19 protein-coding genes are annotated in these 21,699 nt (G+C 38.5%); 3 read left to right on the plus strand and 16 right to left on the minus strand.

The annotated features are described in order from the left end of the window. Position 1: 1 nt before the first annotated feature. The 8 genes from SH603_RS06445 to SH603_RS06480 form a co-directional block, all read right to left on the minus strand. Positions 2-1,120, minus strand: coding sequence for an exonuclease SbcCD subunit D (locus SH603_RS06445; protein WP_169472819.1), 1,119 nt, complete (start codon positions 1,118-1,120; stop codon positions 2-4). After that, a complete protein-coding gene (locus tag SH603_RS06450) occupies positions 1,075-1,746 on the minus strand; it encodes a GH25 family lysozyme (RefSeq protein WP_321533681.1) in 672 nt (223 codons plus the stop codon). The genes SH603_RS06445 and SH603_RS06450 overlap by 46 nt, the downstream gene beginning before the upstream one ends. A 152-nt stretch (positions 1,747-1,898) precedes the next feature. Then, a complete protein-coding gene (locus SH603_RS06455) occupies positions 1,899-2,675 on the minus strand; it encodes a tyrosine-protein phosphatase (RefSeq protein WP_321533682.1) in 777 nt (258 codons plus the stop codon). Between the two features lie 96 nt (positions 2,676-2,771). Further along, positions 2,772-6,257 (minus strand): DEAD/DEAH box helicase, encoded by a 3,486-nt coding sequence (locus tag SH603_RS06460; RefSeq protein ID WP_321533683.1) that lies wholly within the window; start codon positions 6,255-6,257, stop codon positions 2,772-2,774. A 64-nt stretch (positions 6,258-6,321) separates the two neighbouring features. Further along, entirely contained in the window at positions 6,322-7,824 is a 1,503-nt protein-coding gene (locus SH603_RS06465; protein WP_321533684.1) for an LPXTG cell wall anchor domain-containing protein, read from the minus strand. Positions 7,825-7,941: 117 nt separating this feature from the next. After that, a complete protein-coding gene (locus SH603_RS06470; protein ID WP_321533685.1) occupies positions 7,942-9,072 on the minus strand; it encodes an IS30 family transposase in 1,131 nt (376 codons plus the stop codon). A 104-nt stretch (positions 9,073-9,176) separates the two neighbouring features. Then, complete coding sequence (locus SH603_RS06475; protein ID WP_321533686.1) at positions 9,177-9,665, minus strand: acyltransferase family protein; 489 nt, start codon at positions 9,663-9,665, stop codon at positions 9,177-9,179. A gap of 68 nt (positions 9,666-9,733) precedes the next feature. Beyond that, entirely contained in the window at positions 9,734-10,192 is a 459-nt protein-coding gene (locus SH603_RS06480) for a hypothetical protein (protein WP_321533687.1), read from the minus strand. Between the two features lie 39 nt (positions 10,193-10,231). Between SH603_RS06480 and SH603_RS06485 the strand changes: the two genes are divergently transcribed. After that, entirely contained in the window at positions 10,232-11,362 is a 1,131-nt protein-coding gene (locus SH603_RS06485) for an IS30 family transposase (RefSeq protein ID WP_013923736.1), read from the plus strand. 328 nt (positions 11,363-11,690) lie between these two features. On the opposite strand, the gene glf is transcribed toward SH603_RS06485, so the two are convergent. The 4 genes from glf to SH603_RS06505 are packed head-to-tail and all read right to left on the minus strand — an operon-like array spanning position 11,691 to position 16,030. Further along, positions 11,691-12,806: a UDP-galactopyranose mutase gene (glf, locus tag SH603_RS06490; protein ID WP_169473654.1), complete on the minus strand. Its 1,116-nt coding sequence runs from the start codon at positions 12,804-12,806 to the stop codon at positions 11,691-11,693. 49 nt (positions 12,807-12,855) lie between these two features. After that, positions 12,856-13,899, minus strand: coding sequence for a glycosyltransferase (locus SH603_RS06495; protein WP_169473652.1), 1,044 nt, complete (start codon positions 13,897-13,899; stop codon positions 12,856-12,858). Then, a complete protein-coding gene (locus SH603_RS06500) occupies positions 13,896-14,894 on the minus strand; it encodes a polysaccharide biosynthesis C-terminal domain-containing protein (RefSeq protein ID WP_321533688.1) in 999 nt (332 codons plus the stop codon). Before SH603_RS06500 ends, SH603_RS06495 begins: the two co-directional genes overlap by 4 nt. Positions 14,895-14,899: 5 nt before the next feature. Further along, a complete protein-coding gene (locus SH603_RS06505) occupies positions 14,900-16,030 on the minus strand; it encodes an IS30 family transposase (protein ID WP_013923736.1) in 1,131 nt (376 codons plus the stop codon). Positions 16,031-16,353: 323 nt separating this feature from the next. Between SH603_RS06505 and SH603_RS06510 the strand changes: the two genes are divergently transcribed. Then, complete coding sequence (locus SH603_RS06510) at positions 16,354-16,929, plus strand: helix-turn-helix domain-containing protein (protein ID WP_169472966.1); 576 nt, start codon at positions 16,354-16,356, stop codon at positions 16,927-16,929. Positions 16,930-16,938: 9 nt separating this feature from the next. Continuing rightward, complete coding sequence (locus SH603_RS06515) at positions 16,939-17,175, plus strand: hypothetical protein (RefSeq protein ID WP_169471158.1); 237 nt, start codon at positions 16,939-16,941, stop codon at positions 17,173-17,175. A gap of 166 nt (positions 17,176-17,341) precedes the next feature. Here the strand turns inward: SH603_RS06515 and SH603_RS06520 are convergent, their stop codons facing one another. From SH603_RS06520 to SH603_RS06535, 4 genes are all read right to left on the minus strand, one after another. After that, positions 17,342-17,854 carry a hypothetical protein gene (locus SH603_RS06520; RefSeq protein ID WP_169472965.1) on the minus strand — a complete coding sequence of 171 codons (513 nt, stop codon included), beginning with the start codon at positions 17,852-17,854 and terminating at the stop codon, positions 17,342-17,344. Positions 17,855-17,898: 44 nt separating this feature from the next. Then, entirely contained in the window at positions 17,899-19,401 is a 1,503-nt protein-coding gene (glpK, locus tag SH603_RS06525) for a glycerol kinase GlpK (protein WP_321533689.1), read from the minus strand. A gap of 134 nt (positions 19,402-19,535) precedes the next feature. Then, a complete protein-coding gene (locus tag SH603_RS06530) occupies positions 19,536-19,721 on the minus strand; it encodes a 2-hydroxymuconate tautomerase (protein ID WP_169472963.1) in 186 nt (61 codons plus the stop codon). A gap of 79 nt (positions 19,722-19,800) precedes the next feature. Continuing rightward, a complete protein-coding gene (locus SH603_RS06535) occupies positions 19,801-21,627 on the minus strand; it encodes a cation:proton antiporter (RefSeq protein ID WP_321533690.1) in 1,827 nt (608 codons plus the stop codon). Positions 21,628-21,699 lie beyond the last annotated feature (72 nt).

Genomic DNA, 21,699 nt, shown 5'->3' on the forward strand with positions numbered 1-21,699 from the left:
CCTATTCCTCCCCTTTCATAATTTGAGTCAAGGCCTTTTCTGCCCACTTCTTTTGGCGGTCAGTTAAATCATTTCCCATCGTTTGGGAATAAAAATCCGCAAGCAAATCAAGGGGCGATTCCTGAGCACGTTTCTTACTAAGGTTGAGTTGAACCTGCTTGGCCTGATGTGTCCGATGAAGGCTGACAATCTTGGGATAGTATTCGCGTAACTTGTTTAGCACATCGGGGATTCGTTCTTGGTCGGTCAATTCAATGTCATAAAAATCTTCCCGTAATGCTTCTTCAGGTTTTGTAGCCAGTTCAGCAAAACTCCCTTTCAAAAGGTGAATATCATGAACTGGTGATAATGGAACCCACTCGGCCTTAAAAGGTGCTGTATCAACAATCCAAACTCCCTTTTCTTGCTTGGCTTCCGATACTGAAAATTTCATTGGAGAGCCACTGTACTTAACTTTTTCATCATTTAAAGCATTGCGATTATGAAGGTGACCAAGAGCAACGTAATCAAAGGGAGCTAAAACATCTGTCGTGACCGCACTCAATCCGCCAACCTCAATCAAAGTTTCAGAATCAGCCGTTCGCTTACTTCCAGCCGCAAAGAAATGGGCGATGAGGACATGCCTTTTATCAGGATCAAAATGCTTTTCCATCTCAGTTGTAATCCGCGCCATCGCATCATTGACATTTTTAATCTTGTCATCATTAAAGTAATTGCGAACTTTTTGAATCCCAAAGAATGGTAACAAGAAAAATTGGGTATCTTTGATTGTGACTGAGGTAAAAGCATCATTAATATTAGTATTTAAGAAAAAGGATTGGTAAGCAAACCAATCAGTCCCAGTACTTAAACGGGCTGCTGAATCATGGTTCCCACTGATTGCTAGTAAAGGAAAATGATCTGTCAAATTTAAGTCTTGCAACAGCTGGTTTAAGAGCTTAACCGCTGCTTCATTGGGTACGGATCGATCATATAAATCTCCGGCAATCACTATCGCATCAACTTGGTGGTCTTTGGCAATTGCTTCAATCTGCTTAAAGGTTGCTAGCTGATCATCAAGCAAGCTAAAATCGTTTAAGGTCTTGCCAATATGCCAATCAGCTGTATGTAAAAAACGCATAGGTTCCTCCTGAAAATAGTGTCTCTAATATTATATATACGCAAAAAATCGTTAAATTCACTTAAAATCTTACATTTTACAGAAGATGTCGGCAGTACACCCCAGCGTAAATCAAGAACGCGATCCGTGATAAAACGTCCCTTTTCACGGTGCCACTCATCGCCCAAGGAATCTGTCCACGAATGCCAATCCATCGAAGCATACTTGGCTACCCAAAGGCCACAATCACTGACACAATTTGCGACTTGCCAAATTGCTGATTCTTGAACATAGATCAATGGCCATATCCCCGTTTGGCGGTGAATTTCATCAACAAATTGCCGTACCCAAGTCGTATCACCCCAGGCAGCATTTTGATATTGTTCCCAATCAACGGCTAAAATTGCCTGGCCGAGCTTATCTTGAATATGCGATAAGAAATAATTTGCTTCCGCGATCGGGTTGCCACCACCAGCATAATGGTAGAGTCCTAAAAGCCGACCAGCATTCTTTGCCAACGAATATTGGTACTTTGGATTTAGATAGCCAGTCCCTTGTGATACTTTAACAATCGTGCCTTGTGCATGAGGGTCAGTCACGATCCAGTCGGCACTTCCTGAAAAAACGTCTATAAAATATAATGCCATTAATTTATTCCTCTTTTGAGTCCCCGCAAGCAACAATAGGCCTCCAATGTTCGGTTTAAACCGGGCGTTGGAGACCATTGTTGTACTGCGCTATTTGTCTTTTATAAAAGTAACTTGATTTATGTCACAGTCTCTGAACTAATCTTAGCTTTTTAAAATAATCCAAACAATTTCTTACGTTGCTGAATCTTTTTAATCTGATGACGACTAATTTCATCCCCGTTAATGATAGCTCGCGCGTTATCTTGGTATTCTTGAGCAACGTCAGCGCCAAATTCACGCGATAACTTTTCAAAGGCTTGTCGCATTTCATATTTTCGTCCCGGAAGGTCATGAGCATCAGAAGCAAAGATATATCCTTGACCAGTCGCAATCAGGTTTTTACTGAATTTTTCGACTTTTTTTCCAAATGTACCAACATAGGAACTAGCGGTGATTTGTGACAGGCATCCTTTTTTCAGCATTTGATAAAGCAAGTCCGGTTCAGCCATGATCTTAGTATTCCGTTCAGGGTGAACAATCACTGGCGTAATCCCCCGTTGTTGAAGGTTAAAAATCATCTGGTTAGTGTAATGAGGTACATCATTGTCTGGAAATTCCAGCATCATATACTTCCCACTCTCATCAGCGAATAAAATATCATCATTATCAAGGGCTTCAATTAGCTGACCATTAATTCGCACTTCTTGTCCAGGAAAGACAGTTAGTGGAATATTATTTTTCTCTAGTTCTTCTTGAAAGTCTTTTGTTCGCGCTAAAACGTCTTGTTTATGGTTTACATAGTGCCCGTTCATATGGTGAGGAGTCAAAAGTGCATGGGTAACCCCGTTTTCTGTTGCTTCTTTTGCAAGTCGCAATGAAATCTCCATACTTTTTGAACCATCATCAATCCCCGGCAGAAGGTGACAATGCAAATCAACCATTACCATTCTTCTCATCCCTTTTTTCACATATTAATATTTTAAGTATAGCAAGTTATAGCGGGATTTTATAGGGACTTAGGACAAAGCTTCACAAAATCCATATTATTTGAGAATGTTGAGAAGGGTCTCCTTGTTGATGACGGCATTTGCTAGCTCGTTTCCTGAAAGAATAGAATTGGCAAGAGCTGCTTTCTTCTGTTGCATTTCAATGATCTTCTCTTCAATTGTGTTTTGTGCAATCATTTTGTAAATCGTTACGTTATTCTTTTGACCAATACGATGAGCACGGTCAGTCGCCTGATTTTCAGCCGCAATATTCCACCACGGGTCAAAATGAATGACAACATCAGCACTCGTAAGATTTAACCCCGTTCCTCCTGCTTTCAGAGAAATTAAAAAGACAGCTGGCTGATCATAGGAATTAAATTCATCAACAAATTGTAAACGATCTGCTTTCTTTGTCTTTCCTTCAATCACAAAGTACTTAATTCCTGCATTAGCAAGTTTTTCTTTTAAGATTGCTAATGCCGATGTGAACTGCGAGAAGAGTAAAATTTTATGATTATCTGCCATTTCATCTTTAATTAAATTCATAGTTGCCTTAATTTTTCCCGAAGGACCACTGTACCCCCTATCTAACAATTGAGGACTGCAACATAGTTCACGAAGACGAGTAATTTCTGCCAAGACTGCTAATTTATTCTGCTGAAACTCTTCATCATTCTGTTTTTGAATCTGTCTTATCAATCTTTGAGCCCGTGCCTGATATAAACTTTCTTGTTTACCAACCATGGGCGTTAAAAATACCTGTTCATTTTTCATCGGTAAATCATTAAGGACATCTTTCTTCACACGACGGAGCATGAATGGTTGTACCAAACGTTTTAAGTCGTCCTGAGCTTGCTCATCCTGATTTTTAATAATCGGTCCTTCATACTGTTTGCGGAACTGCTGATAAGAACCGAGAAAGCCAGGCATCAAGTAGTCAAAAATACTCCAAAGTTCGCTTAACCGGTTCTCAATTGGGGTTCCGGTTAAAGCAAAACGCTGCTTAGCATTGATCGCTTTGACTGTTTTAGCGGCAGCAGTTTGGGGATTTTTAATGTATTGGGCCTCATCAATAACTTCAATATTAAAGACATGCCCTTCATAAAAATCAATATCTCGTTTAGCGGCATCGTAGGAAGTAATAATGATATCCCTTTCTGTACTTTGCGCAAACTGTTTCCGTCGTTCAGCTTTACTACCATCAAGAACAGTTACTTTAAGGTCTGAGGCAAACTTGTTAATCTCATCTTGCCAATTATAGATAACTGCCGCTGGGGCAACAATTAAATTCTGTCCGTTTCCCTGTTCACTTAATAGAACAGTAATAATCTGCAGGGTCTTGCCTAGTCCCATCTCATCCGCCAGCAGTCCACCAAAATGATACTTCATTAAGGTTATTAGCCACTGGACACCATCATATTGGTAGGGACGCAATGTTGCATGAAGATTTGCCGGCACCTTAAAATCTTTCTGCGGAGTTTTAACATCAGTAACTAGCTGGTGCAATTCTGAAGTAGTACGATAATTCAATGCTTCTTGGTGGGATAAAAGATCATCAAGATAAAGAGCACGATACACCGGCAATTTAAGTTCTTCCGCAGTAAAATCACGTGATGAGATTCCCATTTTGCGCAATGTCTCAACTAATTCAGTTAGCGAAGGTTCATCCATCTTCAAGGTTTTCTTGCCCAATTGATAGTACTGTTTATGCGGCCGGAAATCTCTTAGAATTTGCTTGATTTCTTTAGCGGTTAGTTGATCATCACCAAAATCAAGCTTTAAAAGGCCAGAATCAACGGAGATACCGACACTTACCTTAGTAAACGGCTGTTTGTATAACCCATTAAATGCAGGAGTAGCCTTAGTAATTCCTATTTCTTGCAATTCATTGACGCCAGTTGCTAGCAAATTTGTTGCCTCATCAACTAACAGAACTGCTCTAGTCCCGGTTTGATTAAACTTGGTGAAATATTTAGCTAGTACCTGTTCAACTCTTTGCATCAAAAATTGCGGAAGGTCATCAATTTTCTTAATTTTTTGTGTTTTTCCATCAATTTCAGTTGCCAAGTCACAATAAATTTGTTCGTCATGATAATCCAATAAGAAAACTACTGTTGGTAATGGAGGTAAAAACTTTGATAAATCGCGATCTTGGGGCATCTCGACTGAAAACATCGACTGAATCTTGGGTAACACATAGCGGTAAAACTCAGCCATAGTATCAACACCAAAAACAAGATCACTGGTTACTGGAAAAACAGGGTCTAACTTATCAGGGGCTATTCCTGTAAAAGCAGTCCAGGTATGGTCATCAAGGTGGTAATAGGCTGCCTGTCCACGAATAAGGTCAGCCGGAAGGTCAACACTAACATCAAGGTAACGACTTGGATCGTCATCAGCACCATTTGCTTTAATTGAAACTGCTGCTTTTAATGCACGTTCTTCCCGCTTAATAGGCACTTTCCACCGATTATAAAGCGTATTACCGGTCTTTAATATTTGGTCAACTTCATCCATAATCACGCTAGCCAGGGGCAGCTCATTTTTTACGGATGCTTCATAATACCCATCGCGCGTTAAATCAGCGGTCGAGGATAGCTTGATGATCAAGTCTAACCATTGTTTACTATCTTTATCAAGGTTTTCGGGGATAATTTGCTGATCAAAGAACTTTCCTAAATGAAGCCGCTCACCACGGGCAATCCCATTTGTTAAGGTTGTCAAGTTTGGAAACTTATACATATGGTCTGGTACACCTGCCCGGAAGTAAAGGTATTGACCACCATCGTAGTATTCACCGATATTAGCAGTAATGATCGCCTGACTATCAGGATCGCGATCAAGAAAATTAGCTAGCATTTGCCGGGCCGCTTCATTAGTATTCTCTTCAATATTATGTTGATCAAGGTACTTTAACAAGTAATAAAGGGCAACCATTTCAGCAATCTGTTGTCCTTCTCTTGTCTTTATAAAGTCTACCTGGACGTCCACAATCATTTCTCGATTAAAAGCAACTAGCACTGAAAAGTAATATTGTTTAAAACGCCCAGCCACTGAATAATTCCACTTAGCTCCAGGAATTGTGAAATAAGCATCTGCAGCTTTAATTAGGATCTCAGAAATGATTTGAACATCGTCAAGATTAGTAAAGACATGTTCAATCAGCCGTAGCGGAAAGACTTCTTTACTTAGAAAACTTTGCGGATCAACTGGTAAACGGTTTGGCGGAAAAGCTGATTGAAAAACCTCCCCTAATGATTTTTGCGGTTCAATATTTGCCGAATCATCATCAATCGCCTCTAAAGCCGCGGCCATATGTTTACAACGATGGTTATCCTGCGCATAGGGACAATCACAATGAAGTTGAGAAAACTTTCCATTATGGTATCTACCAGTTACTTTATAAGCCCGATTTCCCTTAACGATTGCAGAAAAATTATCGTCTTCATCGATTATTAAGTTTTTAACTTTATCGCGATAGTAGTAATCCCTACCCCGTTCATAAATTCGTTGTGCAAATAGATTACGCCAGTTACTCATGTGTCGATCCTTTCAAATATTGTATTTTCATTGATTATATAGACTAGCATGACGAAAAACAAATTTATTCGTACCGTTTAAGTGTTGCACCAATTCCTACTAGCCCAATAACAGCGCCGAGGGCAATAATCGGAAGTGAAGATTCATCCCCGGTTCGTGGCAAAACATTATTCGTTGTCTTGGCCTTATAAGACTTAGCTAATGAAGGCCGAGCACTGTTATTCCGAGCTGCTTGACCTTTTATTACTACGTTTGGTTGGACGGTATTTTGCTTGGTTTGCGGAGTCACCAATATTTCTGGCACTAGATTATCATTATTAACTTCCACTACCTGGGCAGAAAGATCATTCGCACGCATATTATTTTCTTGGGCAGGATCAACCGTTTCTTGTACAGGCGAAATCTCTTTATTAGCGTCTGCCTGTTTTTCTGTTGCGATGACAGTAACCTGCTCGTTAGTTAAAATCACCGATCCATCAGGAAAAACAATTAAGACATCTTCAGTATGCTTTCCGGGACGTTGAAGGTCGGCTGCAACTTTAGCATCATCTTTCCACACTACCTTTGTTCCCTGAGGCAGCTTATTTTCTTGCTCATCGCCGGGTAAAGTAATAACAGCTTTATTCTGATGATCATCATTTTCAACCGCAATCGCCGTCGTAACTTTAGGAGCAGGAGTTACTCCTGGCTCAACTGTTAGTGGTTCAAGGTTGATTAGCGAGCTATACTTTAAGGCATCAGTTTGTATAGAAAGTTTTTCTTTTGCTGACGCTAACTTTTCTTGTGAATTTGTCTTATTGAGTAAGGCTTGCAATAGCTTGGTTTGCGCATTGATTGCTTGGGATTGCATCATATTGCGCTTATCTTTGGCCTGAGTAAGTAGTTCTTCTTGAAGCGCAAGATTTTGTTTAGCTTGTGACATGGCACTTTCGGCATCTTTAATTTGTTGAGTAGCAGTAATAAGCGGTTGGGAAATCTGCTCTAACTTTTGAAGCAATTTTTGGGCAGCAATAGATGTTTTTTCTGCCTTTTCTACAGCCGACTGCATTTTATTATGTAATTCGACTAATCTTTGTTGAACCTTGTTTAGGGCTTCCTCGTGATTTTCAATTAATTTATTTGTATGATCAATTTTGTCAACATCATCCCATTCATTATAATTAGCGGAACTATAAGAATACGATAATCCATATGAATCGGTACTTATCCAGCCGATATCATCTTTAGGCTTATAATATTTTCCCTCTCTTTGCGCTGCTGCAACCTTATACAATTCCTCTAGTTCTTCTTTTATTGTTACTTTTGCTTGTTCAAGATTCTTGATATTATCTTCGAATGGTCTACCCATTTTCAGATAATTAATGGTTTTCTCGTTTTCTGCAATAATCTTTTTCAAGAAATCAATGTTTCCTTGATAGTTATTCGCAAGAAAATTTTCATACGCTTGATTCTTAGAAATTAGATTTTCTTGGTTGTCATAAGCAATATAATCAAGCATTGATCTTTCGTAAACATTCAATCCCCCACCAGAAGATGCCGTGTATGAAATATTAACTGGTTGCTTCAATAGTTCATAATATTCGTCATGAGCGTTAGTTAAAACTTGTTGAGCATTTTCTTTTGTTTGCTCAAGGGATGATAATTGCTCTTTCCCTAAATTTCAAGAATAAGTTAGCCACTGGACTCAAATAAATAATACTGACCAATTGATTATTGGTTGATGGAGCTGTGATATCTCTTGGTAGAAGGCCTTACGATAGATATCCATTGACGAATGTCCATTAAACATAGCTCGTGGATAGTGATTCATCCAATCATTAGTCGCTATGATCTGAGCACTACTATAGTTATTTATAGCTTCACCTTTGGTAATCTCCTTGCGGAGAAACCGGTTATTGATCTCATTGGATCCACGTTCCCAAGGGGAATACGGATCAGCATAGAAAACATGATCGTGAACTTGTGTTAACTCACTAAATTCTGAACCGTTGTCAGAGGTTATTGTCTTAAAGATGTGATAGTAAGCATCTGTGCCCATTTTCTGGCGTAAATTTATAAAGAACTGATTTACTGCATGCGCAGTTTTACCAGCAATTTTACTCGTGATATTAACTCGTGAAAGGCGATCAGTCATTACTAGTACAACACTGTCATTACCGTTTTTCTGTCCCTGAACTGTATCTAGTTCCCAATGGCCAATTTCGGACCGTTGGTCCGCAGTTTGAGGTCGTTGAGCAATATTAGGCCCTAAGCACCTTTTAGCTTGCGGATGAGTTCGATGATGCTTACGTTTAGGTTTTTCAAAGAGGTCTAAATTGGACGTACGAAGCACACCCTCATTAATCCATTGATATAAAGTTACAACCGACTTTGGGATCAGGGTGCCATCATTCATTAAATCTCGAGCCTTATAAATAACCGCTTGTGGGGAGTAATGGTGGTCGTCAAACTCACCAAGCATTAGCTGATCAGCTAATCGTAAAAATTGCTTTGAAGAATAATATAAGCGACGACGACCAGAATGGCGGTGATGTTCAAGATATGTGGCCTGACCAGCTTCATAACTATAGATGTAGTAAGAATATTCGTAAATCTTACCATTAGATTTTTGACGACGAAGTTGGCGGACCGTACCACGGTTGAGCTCGTTATTAATTGTTTGATGATTAACTCCTAATTGGCGACCAATTGCGCGATTGGAAAGTCCTTGCGACTTTAAAGTCGCAATCATCACACGTTCTTCTTTAGTAAGATGAGCATTCTTTTTATGAGTAGTCAATAAACTAGTAGACATGGTATCATTTAAGTGCGTCATTTGACGGACATCCTTTCATATAGGTTTGGTTCACTTAATATGATACCTGATGTCACGCCGAATGGCGTTTTTTATTTACCACCAACTGGGTGGCTAACTTCATTCTATAATCCACCTAAGTTATTGGGATAAATAAAAAAATAAAGTTGAATAATCGTAGAGATAAACCAGAATTGTATGCCAAAACTATTTTCGTACTGAGAAAAAAACATTTTAAATAAGAAGAGGTGACTAAAAACAGCCAAAATTCTATCTTTTCCCGTATACATCCATGGAAGACACGCTGAAATTAACACTATAATTGCATAAGGAATATAGATTTTAAGAAACCTTTTTTTAATAAATCCGATAAATGTTAGTGGTTTATTTAAATGACTCATATATAAACCAATACCAGAACATAAGAAAAAGATATGTACTCCTGTTCCACCGATACTAGCTAATGATGAAATTATATGAGGCATCTTAGGTGTCATTTGAACCAAATGCATTAAAACAATCGTAAATATTGAAAATCCCTTCAATAAATTTATGATTGGTACATATCTAGTTCCAGCTTTTTTCTGAATAGTTATACCGTGTGGATTTTTCAAAAGAATTCTCCTTTCGTTAAAAAATTAATTTTTTTATTAATTTAACTTCAGTAATTCAACATAAAAATTTAAATTGACATTTCAGGATAATTAAAAACTCCTATATTTCCTAATACTATATCATTATCATTTAAATTAAACTGATTTCTAATTTTATTTCGTTTACGAATATCCGGTTTATAAAGTCTTAAGTCCACACCATTCTGAATTATAATAAATTTTTTATCTTTAAATAACCATTTTCCAGCTTCATCACTACAAGCCATTCTCTCAGTAAGCCCAAAATTAAAAATAGGGTATAGTATTTTATTTATAATGGGGTGTTCTGTTGTCGTATTATGACTGTGTACAATTCTATTTTTACAACCTGCGATTTTCCCAGCAATCAATTCTAAAGCCATTGTGCTACTATTTCCATTTACATGAAGTACATCATAATGATGATTTTTTGGTGGATTATAGAATGAAGTTAGCCACCCAGTTGGTGGTAAATAAAAAACGCCATTCGGCGTGACATCAGGTATCATATTAAGTGAACCAAACCTATATGAAAGGATGTCCGTCAAATGACGCACTTAAATGATACCATGTCTACTAGTTTATTGACTACTCATAAAAAGAATGCTCATCTTACTAAAGAAGAACGTGTGATGATTGCGACTTTAAAGTCGCAAGGACTTTCCAATCGCGCAATTGGTCGCCAATTAGGAGTTAATCATCAAACAATTAATAACGAGCTCAACCGTGGTACGGTCCGCCAACTTCGTCGTCAAAAATCTAATGGTAAGATTTACGAATATTCTTACTACATCTATAGTTATGAAGCTGGTCAGGCCACATATCTTGAACATCACCGCCATTCTGGTCGTCGTCGCTTATATTATTCTTCAAAGCAATTTTTACGATTAGCTGATCAGCTAATGCTTGGTGAGTTTGACGACCACCATTACTCCCCACAAGCGGTTATTTATAAGGCTCGAGATTTAATGAATGATGGCACCCTGATCCCAAAGTCGGTTGTAACTTTATATCAATGGATTAATGAGGGTGTGCTTCGTACGTCCAATTTAGACCTCTTTGAAAAACCTAAACGTAAGCATCATCGAACTCATCCGCAAGCTAAAAGGTGCTTAGGGCCTAATATTGCTCAACGACCTCAAACTGCGGACCAACGGTCCGAAATTGGCCATTGGGAACTAGATACAGTTCAGGGACAGAAAAACGGTAATGACAGTGTTGTACTAGTAATGACTGATCGCCTTTCACGAGTTAATATCACGAGTAAAATTGCTGGTAAAACTGCGCATGCAGTAAATCAGTTCTTTATAAATTTACGCCAGAAAATGGGCACAGATGCTTACTATCGCATCTTTAAGACAATAACCTCTGACAACGGTTCAGAATTTAGTGAGTTAACACAAGTTCACGATCATGTTTTCTATGCTGATCCGTATTCCCCTTGGGAACGTGGATCCAATGAGATCAATAACCGGTTTCTCCGCAAGGAGATTACCAAAGGTGAAGCTATAAATAACTATAGTAGTGCTCAGATCATAGCGACTAATGATTGGATGAATCACTATCCACGAGCTATGTTTAATGGACATTCGTCAATGGATATCTATCGTAAGGCCTTCTACCAAGAGATATCACAGCTCCATCAACCAATAATCAATTGGTCAGTATTATTTATTTGAGTCCAGTGGCTAACTTATTCTTGAAATTTAGGATGATGATTTTTTATAATACTAATTAAATTAAAAAAATATTTCAGTGGATGCTTCTTTCTATTAGGAAATTCATAAAGCAATATATTATGCTTACTTAAATTTCTCTTAATAATGTATTGAACCTTATTAGGTGCCACAATTGAAACTTCGTTTTTTTTTGCTAGAGACATTGCATGACTTATAATAAATGTTGAAATTCCGTTTTTATCTAAATCGACTGTACTAACGAAGAGTATATTCAAATTTTTGAACCTCCCTAACAATAATTCTCAATAGAATCATCATTCATGACTCTCTAATCAAACTCCTTGTTAACAGCTGTCAATGCTGCATGTAATACTTGATCCATATTATAGTAACGATATTGACCTAAACGACCACCAAAGATCACATTATTAGCTTTTTCACTTGCTAACTTTGCGTATTGCTTGTAAAGGTCGTTATTACGTTGATTATTAATTGGGTAATATGGTTCATCACCGCGATGCCAATCAGCTGGGTATTCACGGGTGATCACTGTCTTATCCTTATCACCTTTACCGAATTCAAAGTGTTTATGTTCAATAATCCGGGTATATGGTGTTTCGGCATCAGTATAATTAATTACAGCGTTACCTTGGTAGTTACCAACGTTCTTTTCTTCAGTTTCAAAGCGCAAACTACGATATTGTAATTCGCCTAACTGATAATCAAAGAATTGGTCAATCATTCCGGTAAAGACAATCTTTGGATAATCTTTAAGGTATTCATCCTTCTTATCAAAGAAGTCTACTCCAGTTTCAACATCAATCAAATCACTATCTAACATTTTTTCAACAATCTGGGTGTAACCACCAACCGGAATTCCTTGATAGGTGTCGTTAAAGTAGTTGTTATCGTAAACTAATCGCACTGGCAGACGCCGAATGATAAAGGCTGGCAATTCATTTGCCTTTTGTCCCCACTGTTTTTCAGTATAACCTTTGATGAGCTTTTCATAGATATCGCGACCGATTAAGGAAATGGCTTGCTCTTCCAAATTCTGTGGTTCTTTACCAGCCATCTCTTGGCGTTGCTCATTGATCTTTGCCATTGCTTCTGCTGGTGTCCGCACACCCCACATTTGACTAAAAGTATTCATATTAAATGGCAGGTTATACATTTGTCCTTTGTAGTTAGCTACTGGACTATTTGTATATCGATTGAATTCTGCAAACTGGTTTACATAATCCCACACTTCCTTATTAGACGTATGGAAAATATGAGCTCCATATTGATGAACTTGAATACCATCTATTTTCTTAGTGTAGATATTACCAGCAATGTGATCTCGTTTTTCAATTAGTTTTACACGCTTACCACGTTTAGCAGCTTCATAGGCAAAGGTTGCACCAAAAAGGCCTGTACCTACTACTAAATAATCATATTTCATACTTAATCAATAACCTCTTATACTTAATTATCCTTATAGATATCTACAGCTATATTCCTAAAATTTTATCCAAACGCTCAAAATATTCTTTTTCATAAAATTTATTAATACTTCGAGTTATACTTTCAGAATTATAGTATTTACTATTTACATATTCTAATTTATTTACAAAGTCATTAATATTCCTACTTTTGTAAATAACTCCATTTTGACTATTAATAATATCACTACTGCCATAAAAATCTGCAACTATACAAGGAATTCCCCGAGATAATGCTTCTAGCATTACCATAGGTAGTCCTTCATATTTAGAGGACAATACTAAACAATTTGGATGAACTTTAGTTATAATTTCTTTCCAAGGATCATCAGTCCATTTATGAAAAGTACAAAACTTAATCAGATCTTCATTTTTTAAGAAGTTGAAAATTTCTCCATTTGTAGTATCCGCTCCAAAAAGATCAATATGTATTTTCCCTTTATAATTTTTCACAGCATTAAAAAGTTCAATTAAATTTTTCTGACCGGTAAGCATAATCTTTCCAACATACACTACTCTTAACACTGAAGTATTATCAGGAATATTCTTCTCTCCTTTATATTTTGAAATAGGATTAAAAATCAATCTTATCTTTTTTTCAGGCTCTCCCAATTCAATTAATTGTTTCTTTATTGAAGTACTAATTGCTAGATGAATATCAGCATATAATATATTCTTAGGATTAAATAAATTTTGATTATATAATGAATAATGTATCCATGAATATATTTTCCACTTTTTTTTCAAAATCTTTCTGTAAAAATAAGCTAACTTAATTATATTCGCGCCTAATATAATTAACCTATCATCATTTGAAGTTGAATAAAAAATTCTATTTAAATAAAACAATTTTTCAATCTTTGTATGACCTGTAAAATGAACAATGTTTACGTTAGAATTTATTTTTGTTAACCATGATCTATTTTCAGGCTCCAAAGTCAAAAATAGATCAACATTTTTATTTAATTCTGCTAAGTGATTAACTACAGCAACCACTACAGTTTCTGTTCCACCATTTCCTGAAACAGGCGCACATATAAAACGATACCTCATGATCTCTCCTTATTTTTTATAATATTAAATGCCAGCTTAATTATTGGAGTTCTTAAAACTATTAACAAAATAATGTATATGATTGTTGCAGATACAATGTCAATAATTAATACAAAAATTGCATTTAGTTTTAACTCGTTATTTAAGAATACACCCCAAATAAATATTATGATTCCAGAAACCGTATATTTAATTGTCCCAGAAAATAGTTTCTTATAATTTAATAATTTTTTTACAACTATTATTTGATAAAAAGTAACACTAGTTTTCGAAATAACAGTAGATAAAATGGCCCCATTTAATCCCCATAAATTAATTAATGGTATATTTAGTACTATGTTTATAATTGCACCTAAAAAAACTGAAATATTGAATTCTTTAACTTTATTAATAGGCAATAAATACTGTGTCCCAATAGCGTTACTCCAACCAATCATTACAATGATTATTGACTCAATCATCATTGCATTTATAACTGGAAAATATCCTGGTCCATAGTAAATAGGCACTAGAAGTTTAGCTATAGAAGCTAAACCGAACATCATAGGCATTGAAATCGCAGTAACAAAATTAAAAGAAGTATATAATAAATTATTTACTTTTTTCATATTACCGCTTGAATAAGCATTTGCAACATGCGGTAACATTACAGTACCTGTTGCAGTTATAATTCCAATCACCATATGTATTAAATTATCTGAATATTGGTAGTATCCAGATGATGTTTCACCTGAAAATACTCCAAGCATGGTCCTATTAATTTGAAGATATATTGTTGTTGCAATTTGAGGTAAAAAAAGAGCAAAAGTTGGATAAAGATGCTTTAATATATTTATTTTGAACTTCAATCTATTAGTCAAAATCTTCCTCATATGAGGCCAAAGAGTTAAATTTCCTATTAAAGAGGATAAACCTAAAATAATAATATATTTTGTTAAATCTGAGGAATTCCTAACTACAGCAAATATCCTAAATTTCAAGAATAAGTTAGCCACTGGACTCAAATAAATAATACTGACCAATTGATTATTGGTTGATGGAGCTGTGATATCTCTTGGTAGAAGGCCTTACGATAGATATCCATTGACGAATGTCCATTAAACATAGCTCGTGGATAGTGATTCATCCAATCATTAGTCGCTATGATCTGAGCACTACTATAGTTATTTATAGCTTCACCTTTGGTAATCTCCTTGCGGAGAAACCGGTTATTGATCTCATTGGATCCACGTTCCCAAGGGGAATACGGATCAGCATAGAAAACATGATCGTGAACTTGTGTTAACTCACTAAATTCTGAACCGTTGTCAGAGGTTATTGTCTTAAAGATGCGATAGTAAGCATCTGTGCCCATTTTCTGGCGTAAATTTATAAAGAACTGATTTACTGCATGCGCAGTTTTACCAGCAATTTTACTCGTGATATTAACTCGTGAAAGGCGATCAGTCATTACTAGTACAACACTGTCATTACCGTTTTTCTGTCCCTGAACTGTATCTAGTTCCCAATGGCCAATTTCGGACCGTTGGTCCGCAGTTTGAGGTCGTTGAGCAATATTAGGCCCTAAGCACCTTTTAGCTTGCGGATGAGTTCGATGATGCTTACGTTTAGGTTTTTCAAAGAGGTCTAAATTGGACGTACGAAGCACACCCTCATTAATCCATTGATATAAAGTTACAACCGACTTTGGGATCAGGGTGCCATCATTCATTAAATCTCGAGCCTTATAAATAACCGCTTGTGGGGAGTAATGGTGGTCGTCAAACTCACCAAGCATTAGCTGATCAGCTAATCGTAAAAATTGCTTTGAAGAATAATATAAGCGACGACGACCAGAATGGCGGTGATGTTCAAGATATGTGGCCTGACCAGCTTCATAACTATAGATGTAGTAAGAATATTCGTAAATCTTACCATTAGATTTTTGACGACGAAGTTGGCGGACCGTACCACGGTTGAGCTCGTTATTAATTGTTTGATGATTAACTCCTAATTGGCGACCAATTGCGCGATTGGAAAGTCCTTGCGACTTTAAAGTCGCAATCATCACACGTTCTTCTTTAGTAAGATGAGCATTCTTTTTATGAGTAGTCAATAAACTAGTAGACATGGTATCATTTAAGTGCGTCATTTGACGGACATCCTTTCATATAGGTTTGGTTCACTTAATATGATACCTGATGTCACGCCGAATGGCGTTTTTTATTTACCACCAACTGGGTGGCTAACTTCATTCTATAATCCACCCTCCAAGCAAATCATAAAAAAGTGCAAATTCGCTATAAAACGTTTCACTTTTAACATGAATATTAAGATACTGGGATAAATCTGCCCTGTCAACGTCTTTTTAAAACACTTTCACCCTGTTTTATCGTTCGCTAAGACGGTAGATTTTTTGGTAAGTTAACGGTACTCAAGAGCTCTTGAGAATATTTTCAAAGGATGTTCTCAATAATGAATTATAAAAAAATTTCTGACGGTTTAACTTTTCTGATGAGTGATAAGCGGATTACGATTGTCCATGGAGTATTAAAGAGTCTCGGGATCTCACCGCGCCGGGACGACTATGATGATTTTGTCCAAGATGCTTCGATTATCTTTGCCCAGGCCTACGCTGATTTCTTACAGGAGACAGATGAGGTCGAAAATGAACGGGATTTGATGTGCTTTGCTTACCAACGGATGCGCTGGCGTTTACTGGATCGACTGCGGTGGCAACAACTTGAAGCCCTCCTTTTTAACTACACCCTTGACAACGAAGACGATGATCATGACTACGACGAGACAATGGTTGACCATTCAGCGACCGCGCCATTTGCTCACCTGGAAAATAGCGACTTTCTTAACTACCTCTACCACCACTGTCCCCGCGTTCAACAACGGTATTTGATCGCCAAACTCAATCACCATTTGAGTGACCGGCAGATTGCAGACGAGTATCGGGTTAGTCGGGCAGCCGTTTCGCAATGGCGGCGAGGAGTGATTACCCGTGCCCACCAGCTTCGTGCTAAAATGAAGGGAGAGTTTTGAGGTGAGAATGTGGAAAAACATGAAATTGACCATCAAGCTAAGTGGCTTCATATTAAATATGATGGCGAAGATCGTGATGATGAGTGCGTTAATGAGCTTAGCATTTATCAGAACGCTGACGAACCGGAGCTGCAAATGCTGGTGTCAAATATTGATTTTGATAATATCAGCCATGATAATACTTTTGCACTGACAAAAGAAGACGCGAAAGTATTGATTGACTACTTGCAAAAGTGGATAGAATAGAAAAGGGACTGTGACATAAGTTAAGTTACTTTCATAAAAAGCAAATACGCAGTACAACAATGGCCTCTAACGTCCGGCAAAACCGAACGCTAGAGGCCTATTGTTGCTTGCGGGGGCTCGAAAACGAAGTCACAAGTGACTTCTGTCTCGCTCCCTTTCTATTCACTTACTTGATCTTTTCGCGATCAAAACTTTCACCCAACATCTTCCAATAATCCATAATCATTGCAAAGTCGATGGGGCCTTGAATTCCGAGGTCGAGTTGGGCGATCTTTTGTAACTCGTTACTCAATAAGACCCGGAAATCAGTTAATTTAATAATCGTCGAATGGGGCGCTGGTGGTACCAGACTAAGGACGTGATCCATGAGGTCTTCAATCAAACCAGCATAGAAGTCCATTAAGTCCTCACTTGGCAAGGCAGTTGGTTCTAATAAATGCTCTCGCTCTTTGTCAAAAATCTTATACCAGTGCGACATGGAGTTCCAGTACGCATTGTAGAGGCGTTTGCTTTCCTTATCAGCGTATGCTAACTGGTAACGGCTTAAAACTTTCCACTGTTCTAACAAATCAACATAGAGTGATTCATGAGGGAAAGCCGTGTCTTCCCGGGTTTCCTTAATAAAGTGCTCCAAATCATCAGTCATCTGAACCGGTGTTTTCATTTTCATTTCTCTCATTTTCCTTTTACATTAGTTTGTTGAATGGTGATCGGTGTTTTTAGTTAATCTTTGCCATAAAACTGCGCAGCTGCAATGGCACGTTGCCATCCCCGATACAAGTCAGCTGCCTCTTGCGGATCCATTTGTGGATCAAACTGGTCGCCAATCCGCGATAGCTTCCGTAACTCATCCTGGTCTTCCCAGAAATCAACGGCCAAGCCAGCGAGGAAGGCTGCTCCCAGGGCGGTTGTTTCTTCCATCGCTGCCCGCTTGATTGGCGTTTGTAAGATATCGGCCTGGAACTGCATCATGAAGCTGTTCCGTGATGCTCCCCCATTAACCGTTAGTGCTGTTAGTGGTAATTGGGTGTCCTTGACCATCGTATCGACAACATCTTTGGTCTGGTAGGCAATGGCTTCCAAGGTTGCACGGATGATATGTCCCCGTTCAGTTCCACGGGTAAGGCCAAACATTGCGCCCCGCACTTCTTGATCCCAGTACGGTGCGCCCAACCCTGTAAAGGCGGGAACGACATAAACGCCGCCAGTTGTCTTGGCATCGACAGCCATTTGTTCGGACTCGCTGGCCTTCTTAAACATCTTGAGGCCATCTCGCAACCATTGAACGGCAGAACCGGCCACAAAGATACTTCCTTCAAGCGCGTAATGGGTTTGTCCGTCCAGGCCGTACGCAATCGTCGTCAACAAGCCGTTATCCGAAAGTGTGGGTTTTAGTCCCGTATTCATGACAATGAAGGCTCCGGTCCCATAAGTGTTCTTGATTGAACCTTTATCATAGGCGGCTTGACCAAAGAGGGCTGCTTGTTGGTCACCCGCAATCCCAGCAATTGGAATCTGGACACCATAGAAGTGGTAATCACCCGTATAACCGTAAATGGCTGAACTTGGCTTTACTTCTGGCAGAAGCGACTGCGGAATCTCAAGCAAGTCAAGGATATCTTGATCCCACTCGAGGGTATGGATATTAAAAAGCATCGTCCGACTAGCGTTAGTCACATCCGTTGCGTGGACCCGCCGTCCTGATAAATTCCATAGTAGCCAGGTATCGATGGTCCCGAACATCAAGTCGCCCTTCGCCGCTTTTTCCCGGGCACCAGGGACATGGTCAAGAATCCACTTGATCTTGGTGGCCGCAAAATATGAATCAATCACTAAGCCGGTCTTCTTGTGGATCATATCCTTATAACCATCTTTAATTAATTGTTCAGCAATATCGCTCGTTTGCTTTGATTGCCAGACAATTGCGTTATAAATCGGCTTACCGGTATGGCGATCCCAAATAACCGTCGTTTCCCGTTGGTTAGTAATCCCAATCGCCGCAATCTTATAGGGTTTGATCTGGGACTTAATCATTACGTTTGAAATCACCGACTGAACGCTATCCCAAATCTCTAGCGGATCATGTTCGACCCACCCTGGTTGCGGGAAGTATTGGGGAAATTCCTGTTGACTGATCGCAACTTTATTTCCGTCATGGTCAAAAATAATCACCCGTGAGCTCGTCGTTCCTTGGTCAATCGCCATGATATATTGTTGTTCACTCAATTATATTCATCCTTTCGCTGCTAATTGCGAGCAGTTTCTACCTATATAATAGGAAGAAACTTGATGGATTTTAGATCATACAAAAAAGCCACCGTGCAAAGACTGAACTGCCTCCCCCGATGACTCTCTTGTTGTTACTTGTCGCTGACCATCTTACCAGCTACACTATAGTGGTCTTTGCGCATCTCATTCAACACGATATGCACCCGTTCAGCAGGAACGTTGGCATTCTTTGAAATTGCTGCTGTAACATCCTTTACGAGAGCCTTTAACTGCTCATCGGTCCGGCCTTCAATTAAGTCAATATGAACTAATGGCATAATCCGTGCCTCCTTCTAAATTCATTTAAAATCTTACCATAAGAGCGCTTTTACGGCAATTACATTAACGAAAAATATTTTAATTAACGCCGCGCAAGGCTTCACGAACCTCTTCGGCTGCTTTCCGGTCCCCAGTAAAGAGGATATGATCACCATACTCGATAATCGTATCACCATGCGGGTCAATTGGCTTGCGTTTCCGGAAGATCCGACTAATCGTAATGTTATTAACAAATGGCAATGTATGCAGTTCGCGCCCAGTATAACGTGAATTAAGGACAGTTGCTTCATATAATCCAGCTTCGGTATCAGTCAGCATCTGCAAGATCAATGGTGATTCAATCAACGCCCGTAAGACACTGCTTTGGACATTGAAGCTATTAAAGATTTCAATCCCTTTTTCACGAAGCGCACTGATATCTTTCGGGTCCAGCCGCGGATTGTTTTGGCTGGCAATGACCCGTTTTACCCCATGTTCCTTAGCGATCTGAGCTAGACGCGCTGACTTATGATCATTTAAGAACCCAACAACAATATCACAATCAAAGTATCCTCCCTGCTCAAGGGCCTCCGCGTCAAGCTTAGGCAGATACTCTAAATGCTTCACCTGACTATTATAGGTCTTGAAGTTATTTTCATTATCTGTAACCATCCGCACGTCATACCAGTTCTTATATAATTGTTGGGAAATCGGAACAGTTAAGGTGTTGGTTCCGATAAAATTAACCTTTTGCTTGATCAAATCAGATTTTTCAAGCTTATACATTGAATTGAAGACGATTGGCGCAATGATACAGACAATTACGGCGGCCAATGTAAAGGCATCGGATTGCGCACCAGTAATTGCATGCAAATTCCGTGCAACTTGCAAGGTTGGTAATACCAAGGTAATCGTTGTCGCTACTAAAAAGCTGCCGGCAAATGAATTGCGGGGCTTAAAACGGCGCCGATAAATGAACATGGTTGGCGATTTAGCAAGTAAAAAGCCGATGACCAAAATCGGAATCAGGGCTAGTGCTTGGTGGTTAGCAAATAAATTCTTCAAGTCAAGGCGGTCACCCGTCATGATAAAGAAGAATGGAATCAGAAAACCATAACCAATTGAGTTTAACCGGTCTTCAGTTGCTTCACTTGGTTCAAGCAGTTTCATGACCATCCCGGCGAGGAAGGCTCCCAGGATATTTTCCGCTCCCACCGTTTCGGCGATTGTTACTAAGGCGAAGATCAAGAAGAAAGCTAACCGAATATCAAGTTGAGTGGTTGATTTGGAAATTTTATTAAACCAAATAAACGGTTGCTTAAAACGCCACAAGAGGAAAAAGGCTGCCAAGAAAAGAAAGACAATTAAGCCCAGGCGCTTGGCATTGCCCCCATTGATCGATGCATAGAAGGTCAATGCGAGCATCGGAACCACTTCCCCTAATACTGCTGTCAATAAGAGGGTCTGTCCCACTGGTTTTTGTAAAATGTCCTTTTCTTTTAACGTTGCGATAACAACACCGAGTGCGACGGTTGAAAAAATAATTGTCGCTAACAAAATATCGCTAAATAAGTGCAAACGGCTAATAATTAAAGCAATCACAAATGAAGAAACAACAATGAGGCCAAATACCTGTGAAGCCATAATTACTGGCGATTTACTATCACGTTTTTTCCCGGGGGTCTTACGAAAAAGATCAAAATTAATCTCCATTCCCGACAAAAACATCAACATAATAACCCCCAATGACGACAAGAAATTCAATGTCCAATTGGGGTTAACGATATTAAAAAAGCTTTTTCCGAGAATAATACCGGTTAAGATTTCCGCAATCGCCGTCGGAATCGAGGAAACCTTAAACCGTGCCATAATAATAGGAATAATTAACGCCGCTAACATAACAATTAACAGTGATAATTGTTGCATATTATCCTCTCCTTTCCTATTTTATACAGCAATATTATATACTTCTTAACTTGAAATTAAAATATTCCAACT

The sequence above is a fragment of the Limosilactobacillus reuteri genome (assembly GCF_034259105.1).
In the GTDB taxonomy this organism is placed as follows: Bacteria; Bacillota; Bacilli; order Lactobacillales; family Lactobacillaceae; genus Limosilactobacillus; species Limosilactobacillus reuteri_G.

Coding starts and splice junctions, on each gene's coding strand:
- SH603_RS06445 (WP_169472819.1), bottom strand. CDS start 1,120: ATGCGTTTTTTACATACAGCTGATTGGCATATTGGCAAGACCTTAAAC.
- SH603_RS06450 (WP_321533681.1), bottom strand. CDS start 1,746: ATGGCATTATATTTTATAGACGTTTTTTCAGGAAGTGCCGACTGGATC.
- SH603_RS06455 (WP_321533682.1), bottom strand. CDS start 2,675: ATGGTAATGGTTGATTTGCATTGTCACCTTCTGCCGGGGATTGATGAT.
- SH603_RS06460 (WP_321533683.1), bottom strand. CDS start 6,257: ATGAGTAACTGGCGTAATCTATTTGCACAACGAATTTATGAACGGGGT.
- SH603_RS06470 (WP_321533685.1), bottom strand. CDS start 9,072: ATGACGCACTTAAATGATACCATGTCTACTAGTTTATTGACTACTCAT.
- SH603_RS06480 (WP_321533687.1), bottom strand. CDS start 10,192: ATGATACCTGATGTCACGCCGAATGGCGTTTTTTATTTACCACCAACT.
- SH603_RS06485 (WP_013923736.1), top strand. CDS start 10,232: ATGACGCACTTAAATGATACCATGTCTACTAGTTTATTGACTACTCAT.
- glf (WP_169473654.1), bottom strand. CDS start 12,806: ATGAAATATGATTATTTAGTAGTAGGTACAGGCCTTTTTGGTGCAACC.
- SH603_RS06495 (WP_169473652.1), bottom strand. CDS start 13,899: ATGAGGTATCGTTTTATATGTGCGCCTGTTTCAGGAAATGGTGGAACA.
- SH603_RS06505 (WP_013923736.1), bottom strand. CDS start 16,030: ATGACGCACTTAAATGATACCATGTCTACTAGTTTATTGACTACTCAT.
- SH603_RS06510 (WP_169472966.1), top strand. CDS start 16,354: ATGAATTATAAAAAAATTTCTGACGGTTTAACTTTTCTGATGAGTGAT.
- SH603_RS06520 (WP_169472965.1), bottom strand. CDS start 17,854: ATGAGAGAAATGAAAATGAAAACACCGGTTCAGATGACTGATGATTTG.
- SH603_RS06530 (WP_169472963.1), bottom strand. CDS start 19,721: ATGCCATTAGTTCATATTGACTTAATTGAAGGCCGGACCGATGAGCAG.
- SH603_RS06535 (WP_321533690.1), bottom strand. CDS start 21,627: ATGCAACAATTATCACTGTTAATTGTTATGTTAGCGGCGTTAATTATT.